Consider the following 12,488-nt stretch of genomic DNA (forward strand, 5'->3'; position numbering starts at 1 on the left):
CAACGTACGCAAAATTCTTGCAAGAACTTGCGTCCGCTGTCGCCGTGTTACCGCGGGGACAGCTTGCGCTGCGCGAGCCGGGTGAGCGGCTCCACGACACGTGCCGCCACCGGACCGATCACCGCCATCAACAGCACGTAGGCCGTGGCCAGCGCGGCCAGCTCACCGTCGACCGCGCCGGAGGCCACCGCCAGCCCGGCGATCACGATCGAGAACTCGCCGCGGGCCACCAGCGCCGCCCCGGCGCGCAGCCGACCCATCCTGGCCACGCCCACCCGGGACGCGGCGAACCAACCGGTGGCCACCTTGGTCAGTGTGGTGACCAGGGCGAGCCCGATCGCGGCGCCGAGCACCGGCGGGATCGACTTGGGGTCGGTGTTCAGGCCGAACACCACGAAGAACAGCGCGGCGAACAGATCCCGCAGCGGCTCCAGCAGCTTGGTGGCGTTCTCCGCGGTGGAGCCGGAGATCGCGATGCCCAGCAGGAAGGCGCCGACCGCGGCGGAGACCTGCAACTGCGAGGCCAGCCCGGCGACGAGCAGTGCGGCGCCCAGCACGCGCAGCAGGAACACCTCGGGATCGGGGCTGTCCACCACCGCCGAGACGTAGCGGCCGAACTTCAGCGCGATGACCAGCACCACGGTGATCGCCAGCAGCGAGACGCCCACCGCGGACAGCCCGCCCAGCAGGGTCACCCCGGCCAGCACCGCGGTCAGGATCGGTAGGTAGACGGCCATCGCCAGGTCCTCGAACACCAGGATCGCGAGGATCACCGGGGTTTCCCGGTTGCCCAGGCGGCCCAGGTCGCCGAGGACCTTGGCGACGATGCCGGAGGAGGAGATGTAGGTGACCCCGGCCATGGCCAGCGCGCCGATCGGGCCCCAGCCCAGCAACACCGCCACCAGCGCGCCCGGGGTCGCGTTGAGCGCCAGGTCCACCAGCCCGGCCAGCCAGGACCGGCGCAGCCCGGTGACCAGCTCCTGGGCCGAGTACTCCAGGCCCAGCAGCAACAACAGCAGCACGACCCCGATCTCGCCGGCCAGCTCGGTGAAGTCCCCGATGCCCTGCAAGGGGATCAGCCCACCCTGCCCGAAGGCCAGCCCACCGATCAGGTAGAGCGGGATCGGGGAGACCCCGATCCGCCAGGCGAACCGCCCGAGGATGCCCAGTCCGAAGAACACGGCGCCGAGCTCGACCAGGGAGACCGCGGTGTCGTGCATGCCGCTCAGCCCTCGGCGAGGATCGCGGCGGCGGCTGTCAGCCCGTCCTCGGTGCCGACCACGACCACCAGGTCGCCCGCGGCGAAACCGAACTCGGGTCCGGGGGAGGGGTGCACCGTGCCCGCGCGCACCACCGCCACCACCGAGGCACCGGTCCTGGTGCGCAGGGCGGTGTCGCCCAGTGTCGCCGCCGCGAAGGGCGAGCCGGGCGCGATGGGCAGCTGCCGGGTCTCGATGCCGGTGTTGCGGCCCAGGTGTGAGACCAGCTGCGGGGCGCCGAGCAGGCTGGACAGCGTGGCCGTCTCCTCAGCGGTCAGTGGGATCGACGCGGAGCAGGCGTCCGGGTCGTCGTTGCGGGAGACGATCAGCTCGAACCGGCCGTCCCGGTGTGTGATCACGCCCACCCGCTTGCCTGATCTGGTCTGGAAATCCTGACGAGTGCCGATACCTGGCAGCGGGGTCACCTCGACGTTCACGCCCACACCCTAACTGGAGCGCTTCACTGATGCCCGTCCGATAGCAAGGGGGCTCATGATGTGGGGATGAGCGGCTGGGTGCGTCCCGTGCGGGACGGATGGGTGGCGCGGGGCGGGGTCCCCGGGCCCGACGTTGACGAGTTCGCCGAGCCGGACCGGGTGATCGCCGCACTGGCCGCGGCGGGGGCCGAGCGCGGCTCCCTGCTGGCCGTGCAGCACCCGCACCGCACGCCCACCGCGCTGGCCAGCGGTTTCGGCCTGGCCGATGCGCTGCCGATCGCCCGCACCGCACTGGCGCACCTGCGCGCCAACCACTACCGGCGCGTGCACCAGGTGGTCGCGCCGTACCGAGTGGACGGTCCGGACGGCACGGCGCACGGCCTGCTGTGCGTGGTCGACCCGGAGGCGGTGGGCCCGGACGGGCTCAGCCGGGTGCGGCACACCGAGGAGGTCTACCCGAACGTGGTAGCCGAGCGCGCCGCCATGCTCGCCGGGCTGGGCTGCGCCACCAGTGCCGCGCTGCTCGTGCCGGTCGAGGGCGGTCCGGTGCTGACCCAGCTGGTCGACCAGACCTGCGCGGACCTCGGCGACCCCGCTGTGTCCATCGTGGACTCCGGCGGGCGGCGCCACCAGCTGTGGTTGCAGGGACCCGGCCCGCGCCAGGACGAGTTGATCGCCTGGGCGCAGGACCAGTCCCTGCTGGTGGCCGACGGCAACCACCGGGTCGCCGCCGCCACCGCTGCGGGACGGGGCGCCCTGCTCGCGCTGATCACCGGCGGACCGAGGCTGCGGGTCGGCGCGATTCACCGCGCGCTGGTCGGCACCGGGCTCGACGCCGCGGAACTGGCCCGCCGGTGGCGCGCCGCCGGACTGGCCGTCAGCCAGGTGTCCGACCCCGCGCCACCGCTGGTGCCCGGCGTGGTCGTGGTGCTCGCCGGGGACACCGTGTTGCGCGTCACCCTGCCCGATCTCGGTGCCCTGGAGCCGGAACCGCGCATCGACCACGGGCTGGTCGAGCAGTTGCTGGTCCGCGAGGCACTCGGGGTGGACCCGGACGGGCCCGCCCTGCGCCCGTTACCCGCTGGCCGCCTGCCGGGCCCCGGGGTGGACGCCGTGCTGCTGCTCGCGCCGGTGCCGTACGCCGACGTGCTCGCCGTGCACGCCGAGGGCCAGCGCATGCCCAGGAAGGCCACCTACTTCACCCCGAAGCCGCACAGCGGACTGTTGCTGGCCGACCTGTGAGCGGGTAGTGGCTGGCGGCTGGGTCCGCGCACACCAGCTCAGTGCGAGTCCCGTTGTGGGGAGGGCGAGTCCCGCTCTGGGGAGGGCGAGTTCCGGTGTGGGGCGTGCGGGGTGTGGCTGTGCGGTTGTGTCGTTGGTTGGTGGGGGCACGTGGGAGTTGGTGGGCGGTGTGTGGGGGTTGGTGCGGTGCGTGTTGGACGTTCCGGGATGGTGTGTCGGACGTTCCGGTGCGGCGTGTTCGGTGTTCTGGTGTGGTGTGTTGGCGGTTGCGGGCGGCGTGTCCCGGCGTGAGGGGTGCGAGTCCCGTTGTGGGGAGGGTGAGTCCCGTTGCCTGGTGCGCGTGTCCCGTTCCGGGGTGGGTGGTCCCGTTATCTGGTGGGTGTTGGTGTTTGCGGGGTGTACACGGGGTGTGTCGGGGTTGGGGGTGTGGGGTTGGTTTGGTGTGGGTCCCTCGCGGCGGCCCTAATCGGGGTAGTCGGGGCGTGCAGGCAGCCCCGATTTCGCCAGCCAGCGTAAGGCCGCCGCTACCCGCACAAAACCAACCCCGGGTTGGTCACCCACATGGGTAGTCGTTGGTGGGCAACGGTTTTGTGGTGGATTGGGGAGTAGAATTGTTGGTATGACAGCATTCGCGGAAACACCGCCTGCCGCAGGGTTGTGGCGGTTGGGGGATGCGGAGCTGTTGGGTGAGTTGCAGGACGCGGAAGTGGTTCTGCGGCAAGCGTATGCGAAGGTTCTTGGGTTGGTTGCGGAGGCGGATGCGCGGGGTGTGGCGGAGCGGGTGGGGTATCCGAGCCTGAGTGAACTGCTGCGTGGTGTGCTCTGCGTGAGCAAGAAGGAAGCCAGGCAGCGGATCGCGCACGCGGGGGTTCCGGTGGGGGTGGCGTTGGAGCCGGAGCAGTTGTCGGTGATCAACCGGGTACTGAGAGAACTGCCGCCACACGTGGATCAGACCGAGCGCGGACACGCCGTGGAGGTCCTGGCAGCAGCGGCCCAGCAACTGGACGCCTCCAGCCTGGTGCCGCTGGGCCGGGAGATCGTCAACCGGTTGGACCCCGACGGGGCGCTACCGGGTGAGGACGAACTTGCCCATCCGCGACGCGAGTTCCGGTACGACACACGGCGGGACGGGTCAGTACGGTTCCAGGGGTGCCTGGACGCGGAGACCGGCGCCCTGCTGGGGGCCGTGCTCAGCCCGCTGGCGAAGCCACACGACGCCCACGACACACGCACCCTGCCCGAACGGCAAGGGGACGCGTTCGCGGAACTACTGGAAACCAGCACCACGCCGACGGAGGGTGGGGAACGCCCGCACATCGCGGTGACAATCCCGCTGACAACACTCCAGAACGGGCTCGGTACCGCCGAACTCGCCCCATCAGCGATCCGCCGACTCGCCTGCGACGCGAAGGTGATCCCAGTAGTACTGGGCAGCAACTCCGAACCACTCGACATCGGGCGGATCAGCTACACCGTGCCGCCCCACCTCCGACGAGCACTCATCGTCAGGGACAAACACTGCGCCTTCCCAGGATGCAGAAGACGACCCAGCACCTGCCACGCACACCACATCACCCACTGGGCCAACGGAGGAGACACCGCACTGACCAACCTGGTGCTGCTCTGCGGAATGCACCATCGACTCATCCACCACAGCGGCTGGACAGTACGAATCACCAACGGGCAGCCGGAATTCACCCCGCCGAGCTTCGTCAAGCGAAGAGACTAGTCCACGCAAGGGATTCCGCCGCCGTCCACGGCGCCGCCCTGCGGACCCTCGGTGGGCACCGGCACGGTGGTGGTGGGCGCGGCAGCGGTGGCACCGGCGAGGGCGGTGGGGGTGGTGAAGCCCTTGCCGATCCAGAGTGCGACGTGGCCGGGGGCGGCGGAGGTGCTGGCGGTGGCCTTGATGCCGCCGAAGAACTGGGCGAGCTTGAGGGCGTCCTCCTTGGCGCCGGTGCCGTAGAAGATCTGCGAGGAGGCCTGGGGGGCGACGGAGGTGGCCTCGCCCTTGGTGAAGCCGTAGCCGGACAGGGCGTTGGCGAGTTTGGCGGCGAGACCGTCCTCGCCGATGCCGTTGCGCACGTCCACAGTGGAGCCGCCGCCCTTGATGGGAGGAGGGGCGGGGGTCGTGGTCGTGGGGGCGGTCGGCGCGGCGGCGGGCGCGGGGTTGAACAGGGTCTGCACGAGGGCCTGGACGTAGGGGATGTCGATGAGGTTGATGTCGGAGCTGGGGTCGTTGGGGTCCTTGGCGTAGCCCTTGATCGGCAGGGTGTGGAACTCGATGTTGCCGCCGGTCAGGTTCTGCGCCTGCTGGGCGAAGGACAGCAGGTCCCAGCCCTTGTCGATGACCACGTCCTTGGTGGCGACGTCGATCATGCCCTGGAGCTTGCCGAGGTTGCCGAAGACGCCCTGCTCCTTGAGCTTGGTGGTGATGGAAGCGAGGAAGGCCTGCTGCCGGTGGGTGCGGTCGAGGTCGTTGTTGGGCAGGTTGTCGCGCTGCCGCACGAAGGCCAGCGCCTGGGCGCCGTTGAGGTGTTGGCGGCCCTGCTTGAAGTTGGCCCCGGCGTTGGTGTCGCTGGTGGCGTGCTTGAGGCAGACGTCGATGCCGTCGAGTTGGGTGGCGAGGTCGTAGAACCCGGCGAGGCTGATCTCGGCGAGGTGGTCGATGTGGATGTTGAGCAGGGCCTCCACGTTCTTGCGCACGGACACCCGCCCGGCCTCGCGGGCCTTCTGCTCGAGGGTGGCGGGGTCGCGCTCGCCCTGGGCGTAGATCCGCTCCTGCTCCTGTTCCTTGGCCTTGCCGTACGCCTCCTTGAGCTTGCCCTTGGTGCTGCCGAGCAGCGGGCCGTCCACGAAGGTGACGTAGTCGTCACGGGGCACGGACACAGCCTGAGCCTTGCTGCCGTCGCCGGGCACGTGCAGCACGATCATGGTGTTGGTGTTGTAGCCCCCGACGCTGGAGTCCCCGGCGTGCAGGTTGTCGAGCACCTCCTTGGGCAGGTCCTCCCCGTTCATGCCCTTCCGGGTGGTCAGCCCCAGCACGAGGATGTTCTGCGTGCTGCCGGGCGGGCTGCTCTCCCCGGAGATCGCCTGCGAGGTGCCGAGCCCCTGCAACTCCCGGAAGGTGCCCCAGGCCAGCCCGGTGGCGCCGAGCACGAGCACGGAGACCATTGCCAGCGCGATCTTGCCGACCAGAGCGGCGACCGAGCGTCCTGCCACGTCAACTCCCCAACAACCAAAGTGGTACTGCCTGCTCTACGCCGAAGTACGCGGCGAGGTTGCACGGGCTAGGGTCGGGGCATGGCAGTGCGAGCGGTGCGCGGCGCGACCCAGATCGAGGCCGACGAGCGGGAGCAGGTGCTGGCGGCGACGGCCGAGCTGGTGGCCGAGGTGCTCGGCCGCAACGGGCTGACGGCCGATGACCTGATCAGCGTTGTGCTGACCGCCACACCGGACGTGACCAGTGAGTTCCCGGCCTACGCCGCGCGCATGGCGGGGCTGGCGGACGTGCCGCTGCTCTCCGCGACGGAGATCGACGTGCCGGGGGCGATGCCGAGGGTGATCCGGCTGCTGGCGCACGTGGAGACGGACCTGACCCGCGCCGAGATCAAGCACGCCTACCTGCGGGGCGCGGCGGCCCTGCGCACCGACCTGCCACACTGACCCGGGAACCGGATTCGGCCGGTCAGGTGGTCACCAGGCAGAATGGTGGGGACACGGTCCTGCACTGCCTGGGAGGCGCGCGGTGGAACACGGAGAGTTGCTGGGTGTGGTGGCCCTGGACGGGCCGTCGGGCACCGGCAAGTCCACCGTCGCACGTCGGCTGGCCGGCTCGCTGGGCGCGGCCTACCTGGACACGGGCGCGATGTACCGGGCGGCCACGCTGGCGGTGCTGCGCGCCCAGGTGGACCCGACCGACGCCGCGGCGGTGACCGAGGTCGTCCAGCGGGCGCGGATCGGGCTGTCCACCGACCCGGGGGCGCAGGCCACCACAGTGGACGGTGCGGACGTGTCGGCGGAGATCCGCGGCCAGGAGGTCACCACGGCCGTGTCCCCGGTGTCGGCGGTGCCGCAGGTGCGGGCCCAGTTGGTCGCCGAGCAGCGGCGGATCATCACCGAGGCTCTGGACACCGTGGGCGGCATCGTGGTCGAGGGCCGCGACATCGGCACCACCGTGGCGCCCGACGCGGCGCTGAAGGTCTACCTCACCGCCTCCGCCGAGGCCAGGGCCCAGCGGCGCAGTCGCCAGGACAGCACGGACCTGAGCGCCACGCTGGCCTCCGTGCAGCGCCGCGACGCCTACGACTCGTCCCGGGCCACCTCACCGCTGCGGCCCGCCGAGGACGCGGTGGAGCTGGACACCACCGAGTTGGACCTGGCCGGGGTGCAGGCCGAGCTGCTGGCGATGGTGTCCGAGCGCGACATGCTCAAGGTGCCGACCGGGAGCGGCCGTGAGCGGTGAGCTGCCCGAGGGCTCCTGGCCCCGGCTGCACGGCCTCGCCCGCTGGCTGGGCACCTGGATCTTCACCCCGTTCTACCGGCTGCGCGTGCGGGGCGCGGAGAACGTGCCGCGCACCGGCCCGGTCCTGGTGGTGGCCAACCACAGCACGATGCTGGAGGGCCCGATCCTGTTCGCGGTGCTGCCGAGGCGGCCGGTCTTCCTGATCAAGCAGGAGATGTTCAAGGGCCTGCTCGGCAAGGGCCTGCGCCGGATCGGCCAGATCGCACTGCGCCGGGACGCCCCGGACCGCGGACCGCTGATGACGGCCGTGCGCGTGCTGCGCTCGGGCGGACTGGTGGGCATCTTCCCCGAGGGCACGCGCGGTGCCGGTGACGTGGACAGCGCGCACAACGGCGCGGCCTGGCTGGCGCGCAGCTCCGGCGCGGTGGTCGTGCCGGTGGCCTGCCGCGGCACGCTGCGCCCCGACGGCGCCAAGCGGCGCTTCCGCCCCGTGGTGGACGTGCTGGTCGGCGACCCCTTCGAACTTCCGGCCGACAAGGGCCGCGCCGCGTTGACCGCCGCCACCGAGCGGGTCCGCGGCGAACTGGCGGCTCTGGTCGCCGAACTCGACCGCCGGCGGGACAGTGGTCCCGGCATCGGCGCTAGCAAGGAGATCTCGTGACTGAGTTGGACGGCACCTGGAGCGACGAGGCCGAGTGGGCGGTCCTCGACGAGGGTGCCCTGGACGGTGAGTCCGGTGAGGCGGTCACGCCGCAGCCGGTGCTCGCCGTGGTCGGGCGGCCCAACGTGGGCAAGTCCACCCTGGTGAACCGCATCCTGGGCCGCCGCGAGGCGGTCGTGCAGGACGTGCCGGGCGTGACCCGGGACCGGATCAGCTACGACGCGCTGTGGAACGGCCGCCGGTTCACCGTGGTGGACACCGGCGGCTGGGAGCCCGACGCGACGGGGTTGCAGGCCTCGGTGGCCGCGCAGGCCGAGGTGGCCATGAACAGCGCCGACGCCGTGCTGGTCGTGGTGGACGCCACGGTGGGCGCCACCAGCACCGACGAGGCCGTTGCCAAGGTGCTGCGCCGGTCCAAGCGGCCGGTGCTGCTGGTGGCCAACAAGGTGGACGACGACCGGCTGCTGGCCGACACGGCCGCGCTGTGGTCGCTGGGGCTGGGCGAACCGCACCCGGTCAGCGGTCTGCACGGGCGTGGCTCGGGCGACCTGCTGGACGCGATCCTCGCCGCGCTGCCGGAGACCCCGCGCGACCTGATCGGCGAGCCGGTGGGCGGCCCGCGCCGGGTGGCGCTGGTGGGGCGGCCCAACGTGGGCAAGTCGAGCCTGCTCAACAAGCTGACCGGCGAGCAGCGCTCGGTGGTCGACTCGGTGGCGGGCACCACGGTGGACCCGGTCGACTCGCTGGTCGAGCTGGACGACGAGGTGTGGCGCTTCGTGGACACCGCGGGGCTGCGCAAGCGGGTCAACTTCGCCAGCGGCATGGAGTACTACGCCTCGCTGCGCACCAAGGCGGCGATCGAGGCGGCCGAGGTGGCCATCGTGCTGCTGGACGCCAGCGAGCCGATCAGCGAGCAGGACCTGCGCGTGCTGTCCATGGTGGTGGACGCGGGCAAGGCCTGCGTGCTGGCGATGAACAAGTGGGACCTGGTCGACGAGGACCGGCGCGGCCAGCTGGAGAAGGAGCTGGAGCGCGGGCTGGTGCGGGTGCCCTGGGCGGAGCGGGTGAACATCTCCGCGCTCACCGGGCGTGCCGTGCGCAAGCTGGCCCCGGCCCTGCGCACCGCGCTGACCTCCTGGGACTCGCGCATCCCCACCGGCATCCTCAACTCCTGGCTGTCCGACCTGATCGCGGCGACCCCGCCGCCGGTGCGCGGTGGCAAGCAGCCCAAGGTCCTGTTCGCCACCCAGGCGCAGACCCGGCCGCCGACGATCGTGCTGTTCACCAGCGGCTTCCTGGAGGCCGGGTACCGCCGGTTCATCGAGCGCAAGCTGCGTGAGCAGTTCGGGTTCGTGGGCACGCCGATCCAGGTGTCGGTGCGGGTCAGGGAGAAGAAGCCGCGCAAGAACTGACTGGGGGCGCAGTGGTCGACAGCTCGGGTGATGCGGTCCGCCTGGTGCTCGCCGCGGACGAGGTGCCGCTGCGCCTGGGCCTGCGCGTACTGCTGGAGGCCGGTGGCCGGATCGAGGTGGTCGCCGAGTCCGGTACCGGCGCCGACCTGCTGCCCGCCGTCCGCGCGCACCGGCCCGCGGTGGTGCTGCTGAGCACCGAGGGCCTGATCTCCGTGCGGTCGCTGCGCGGGCTGCCCGAGCCGCCGGTGGTCGCGGTGCTCGGCGACGCCGACGTGGACGAGGTGGTGGCCGCCGCGCTGGAGGCGGGGGCGCACGGCTTCCTGCTGTCCGACGCCGAGCCGGAGAGCCTGGTGCGCGCGGTGCTGGACCTGGCGGCGGGCGGGGTGGTGCTGGACCCGAGGGTGGCCGCGCGCATCATGCCCCGCCTGCGTTCCGCGGGCGCCCAGCTGGCCGAGACCCGGGCGCTGCGCGCGCTGAGCGTGCGGGAGCGGCAGGTGCTGGACCTGCTGGCCGACGGCCGGTCCAACAGCGCGATCGCCCGCGAGCTGGGCCTGACCGAGGCCACCGTGAAGAGCTACGTGTCCACGTTGTTGACCAAGCTCGGGGTGCGCAACCGCGTGCAGGCCGCGCTGATCGTGCAGCGCTGGCCCGCGAGCTAACGCCACCAGCGCTGGGCCACCGCGGGGTGCGAGCGCAGCCAGCCCAGCAGCGCGTTCTCCCCGTACGCGGCGAGCAGCGGGTTGTCCGGGTCCTCGGTGACCCCGGTGGACTGGGCGGCCAGTTCGGGCGGCAGGTTCAGCGGCCGGACCACGGCGTCCAGGCGCGGGGCCAGGAAGAACGCCGCCGAGTAGCGGTCCACGCCCGCGGGCGGGCTGACCACCCGGTGGTTGGTGGCCTTGAGGTAGCCCTCGGTGGCGATCTCCAGCATCTCGCCGATGTTCACCACGAACGTGCCGGGCAGCGGGGTCGCGTCGATCCACCGTCCGTCCGGGGTCTGCACCTGGAGGCCGCCGACCTCGTCCTGCTGCAACAGCGCGAGGTAGCCGTAGTCCTTGTGCGCGCCGACGCCCTGTTCGCCCTCGGTGGACTGCCGACCGGGGTAGTGCACCAGCTTCAGGTGCACGGCGGCCTCCTCGTCGAACCAGCCGTCGAAGTAGTCCGGGGACTGCCCGAGCGCGAGGGCCAGTGAGCGCAGCACGGCCAGGCTCACCCGCTGCGCCTCGGCCTGCCAGGCCAGGGTGGTCGTGCGCAGCTCGGGCAGTTCGGTGGGCCACTGGTTCGGGCCGATCAGCCCGAGGTACCGCGGGTCCTGCGGGCCCAGCCGCAGCGCTTCGCGCTCAGGGCCCACGTCGAGCTGCTCGCGCCAGTCCGCGCTGCCGCCGGTGTGCTCGGTGCCCACCCGGGTGTAGCCGCGGAACTGGGCGGAGCGCAGGTTCTCGATGGCCCGCAACCGATCGGGCGGCAGGGCGAACAACCGCCGGGACTGCTCGAAGATCCCGGTGACCAGTTCCTCGGGTACGCCGTGGCCCGCGACGTAGAAGAACCCGATGTCGTGCGCGGCTTCCAGCAGCTCACCGCTGTGCGGGCGGGTCAGGTCGATCACGGGAAGGGTGGCCATGGCCCGATGCAACCACTTGTGGCCGGGTGCGTCGACGTGGCCCACCTGCTGGACCCCACTTGCCACTTCGGCGAGGATCGGCGGTATGAGGATCTTGGTGGTGGGCGCGAGCGGCCTGCTCGGGCACCACGTCCGTGCGCAACTCCTCCAGCGCGGGCACGAGGTCACGGCCGTGGCCCGCACAGCTCGTGACGGCATCGACCGCGCTGTGGACGTGTCCTCGGCCGGTGCCGAGCGGCTGCGCGACCTGCTGGCGGGCCATGACGGGCTGGTGTTCGCCGGGGGCATGGACGACCGCGTCGGCCACAAGCGTCCCGTGGCCCCGGCACTGCACGCGGGCAACGTGGTGCCGGCGGTGGCGTTGCTGCGCGCGGCCGGTGAGGTGGGCTGCACGCGGGCGGTCGTGCTCGGCTCGTACTACACCTACTTCGCGCGGACCCGCCCCGACTGGCAGCTGGCCGCGAAGCACCCGTACGTCCGCAGCCGCATCGAGCAGGCGCGCTTGGGGCGTGCCGCCGCGGGTCCGGACCTGCCCGTGGCGGTGCTGGAGGTGCCGTACGTGTTCGGCAGCGCGCCGGGCCGGGTGCCGATGTGGTCGGTGCCGCTGTTCAAGTGGGCGCGCTCGCGGTCCCCGCTGTACGCCCCGCCCGGGGGCAGCCCGGCCACCAGCGCGGCGGCGGTCGGTGCCGCCGCGGCCGAGGCGCTGGAGCGTGCCAGCGGCGAGGACCTTCCCGTGGTGCAGGAGAACCTGACCTGGCACGACATGTTCGGCCGCATCGCCGAGGCAGTGGGCAGGCCGCGAGTGGTCCGCAGGGCGCCCGCAGGTGTGGTCCGGGCACTGCTGCGGCTCGGCGGCGCGGTGAACCGCCTCGCGGGCAACGAGCCGGGCCTGGCCATGAAGCACCTGGACGGCCTGCTGCTGGACGAGCTGTTCATCGAGCCGACGAGCCCGCGGTCGGTGGACGAGGCCATCGCGCAGACCGCCCGGGGTCAGACGTGGGCCAGCAGGGCGTAGGGCTCGTGCAGGGCGGGGTCGGTCAGCGGCTCCAGCAGCACCCCGCTGACCAGCGGGCGCACCGCGGCCTCCAGCGCGGCGGGTGGGATCATCTCCACCAGTACGAGCCGCCCGCCGGGCCGCAGCAGGCGGATCCACCGGCGCAGCGCGAGCAGCGGGTCCGGCTGCGCGGTGAGCACGTGCCTGCTCAGCACCACGTCGTAACCGCCGCGCTGCACGGGGATGTCGCTGACCCGGTGCCCGCGCGCGGTCAGCGCCGCGGACAGCGAGCCGCCCAGCGCCAGCACGTCGGCCGAGTCCTCGGGTATCCACGACCGCAGCCGTTCGGCCCAGGCGCGGTCGGTGGTGGCGGCGGTGGCGATCGACATGGCGCCATCCT

General features: G+C 72.0%; 13 protein-coding genes. 8 read left to right on the plus strand and 5 right to left on the minus strand.

The annotated features are described in order from the left end of the window. Positions 1-47: 47 nt before the first annotated feature. Positions 48-1,220: a cation:proton antiporter gene (locus tag KALB_RS14195; RefSeq protein WP_025356379.1), complete on the minus strand. Its 1,173-nt coding sequence runs from the start codon at positions 1,218-1,220 to the stop codon at positions 48-50. A 5-nt stretch (positions 1,221-1,225) separates the two neighbouring features. After that, positions 1,226-1,696, minus strand: a complete 471-nt coding sequence (locus KALB_RS14200; RefSeq protein ID WP_025356380.1) for a cation:proton antiporter regulatory subunit — start codon at positions 1,694-1,696, stop codon at positions 1,226-1,228. 66 nt (positions 1,697-1,762) lie between these two features. On the opposite strand from KALB_RS14200, the gene KALB_RS14205 reads away from it, so the two are divergent. Both KALB_RS14205 and KALB_RS14210 read left to right on the plus strand, forming a co-directional pair. Further along, on the plus strand, positions 1,763-2,938 hold the full coding sequence (locus KALB_RS14205; protein WP_025356381.1) for a DUF1015 family protein: 1,176 nt from the start codon (positions 1,763-1,765) through the stop codon (positions 2,936-2,938). A gap of 619 nt (positions 2,939-3,557) precedes the next feature. Further along, positions 3,558-4,667 (plus strand): HNH endonuclease signature motif containing protein, encoded by a 1,110-nt coding sequence (locus KALB_RS14210; RefSeq protein ID WP_042220350.1) that lies wholly within the window; start codon positions 3,558-3,560, stop codon positions 4,665-4,667. Here KALB_RS14210 and KALB_RS14215 read toward each other — a convergent pair. Continuing rightward, on the minus strand, positions 4,664-6,160 hold the full coding sequence (locus tag KALB_RS14215; RefSeq protein ID WP_025356383.1) for an LCP family protein: 1,497 nt from the start codon (positions 6,158-6,160) through the stop codon (positions 4,664-4,666). The genes KALB_RS14210 and KALB_RS14215 overlap by 4 nt on opposite strands. 81 nt (positions 6,161-6,241) lie before the next feature. Between KALB_RS14215 and aroH the strand changes: the two genes are divergently transcribed. The 5 genes from aroH to KALB_RS14240 all read left to right on the plus strand — a co-directional run bounded on the left by aroH (position 6,242) and on the right by KALB_RS14240 (position 10,135). Further along, positions 6,242-6,604 (plus strand): chorismate mutase, encoded by a 363-nt coding sequence (gene aroH / locus KALB_RS14220; RefSeq protein ID WP_025356384.1) that lies wholly within the window; start codon positions 6,242-6,244, stop codon positions 6,602-6,604. Between the two features lie 82 nt (positions 6,605-6,686). Further along, positions 6,687-7,403, plus strand: a complete 717-nt coding sequence (gene cmk, locus KALB_RS14225; RefSeq protein ID WP_025356385.1) for a (d)CMP kinase — start codon at positions 6,687-6,689, stop codon at positions 7,401-7,403. Further along, positions 7,393-8,064 carry a lysophospholipid acyltransferase family protein gene (locus KALB_RS14230; protein WP_025356386.1) on the plus strand — a complete coding sequence of 224 codons (672 nt, stop codon included), beginning with the start codon at positions 7,393-7,395 and terminating at the stop codon, positions 8,062-8,064. The genes cmk and KALB_RS14230 overlap by 11 nt, the downstream gene beginning before the upstream one ends. Next, complete coding sequence (gene der / locus KALB_RS14235) at positions 8,061-9,476, plus strand: ribosome biogenesis GTPase Der (RefSeq protein ID WP_025356387.1); 1,416 nt, start codon at positions 8,061-8,063, stop codon at positions 9,474-9,476. Before KALB_RS14230 ends, der begins: the two co-directional genes overlap by 4 nt. 11 nt (positions 9,477-9,487) lie before the next feature. Further along, a complete protein-coding gene (locus tag KALB_RS14240) occupies positions 9,488-10,135 on the plus strand; it encodes a LuxR C-terminal-related transcriptional regulator (protein WP_042220351.1) in 648 nt (215 codons plus the stop codon). Here KALB_RS14240 and KALB_RS14245 read toward each other — a convergent pair. Next, on the minus strand, positions 10,132-11,094 hold the full coding sequence (locus KALB_RS14245) for an isopenicillin N synthase family dioxygenase (protein ID WP_030109780.1): 963 nt from the start codon (positions 11,092-11,094) through the stop codon (positions 10,132-10,134). The genes KALB_RS14240 and KALB_RS14245 overlap by 4 nt on opposite strands. An 85-nt stretch (positions 11,095-11,179) precedes the next feature. On the opposite strand from KALB_RS14245, the gene KALB_RS14250 reads away from it, so the two are divergent. Next, positions 11,180-12,109, plus strand: coding sequence for an NAD-dependent epimerase/dehydratase family protein (locus tag KALB_RS14250; protein WP_025356388.1), 930 nt, complete (start codon positions 11,180-11,182; stop codon positions 12,107-12,109). On the opposite strand, the gene KALB_RS14255 is transcribed toward KALB_RS14250, so the two are convergent. After that, on the minus strand, positions 12,085-12,477 hold the full coding sequence (locus KALB_RS14255; protein WP_025356389.1) for a class I SAM-dependent methyltransferase: 393 nt from the start codon (positions 12,475-12,477) through the stop codon (positions 12,085-12,087). The genes KALB_RS14250 and KALB_RS14255 overlap by 25 nt on opposite strands. Positions 12,478-12,488 lie beyond the last annotated feature (11 nt).

Source organism: Kutzneria viridogrisea DSM 43870 (assembly GCF_000525635.1).
GTDB lineage: Bacteria > Actinomycetota > Actinomycetes > Mycobacteriales > Pseudonocardiaceae > Kutzneria > Kutzneria viridogrisea.

Bases quoted from the DNA above. Each gene is read 5' to 3' on its own strand.
- KALB_RS14195 (WP_025356379.1), bottom strand. From the start codon at position 1,220: ATGCACGACACCGCGGTCTCCCTGGTCGAGCTCGGCGCCGTGTTCTTC.
- KALB_RS14205 (WP_025356381.1), top strand. From the start codon at position 1,763: ATGAGCGGCTGGGTGCGTCCCGTGCGGGACGGATGGGTGGCGCGGGGC.
- KALB_RS14255 (WP_025356389.1), bottom strand. From the start codon at position 12,477: ATGTCGATCGCCACCGCCGCCACCACCGACCGCGCCTGGGCCGAACGG.
- KALB_RS14245 (WP_030109780.1), bottom strand. From the start codon at position 11,094: ATGGCCACCCTTCCCGTGATCGACCTGACCCGCCCGCACAGCGGTGAG.
- KALB_RS14210 (WP_042220350.1), top strand. From the start codon at position 3,558: ATGACAGCATTCGCGGAAACACCGCCTGCCGCAGGGTTGTGGCGGTTG.
- KALB_RS14250 (WP_025356388.1), top strand. From the start codon at position 11,180: ATGAGGATCTTGGTGGTGGGCGCGAGCGGCCTGCTCGGGCACCACGTC.
- aroH (WP_025356384.1), top strand. From the start codon at position 6,242: ATGGCAGTGCGAGCGGTGCGCGGCGCGACCCAGATCGAGGCCGACGAG.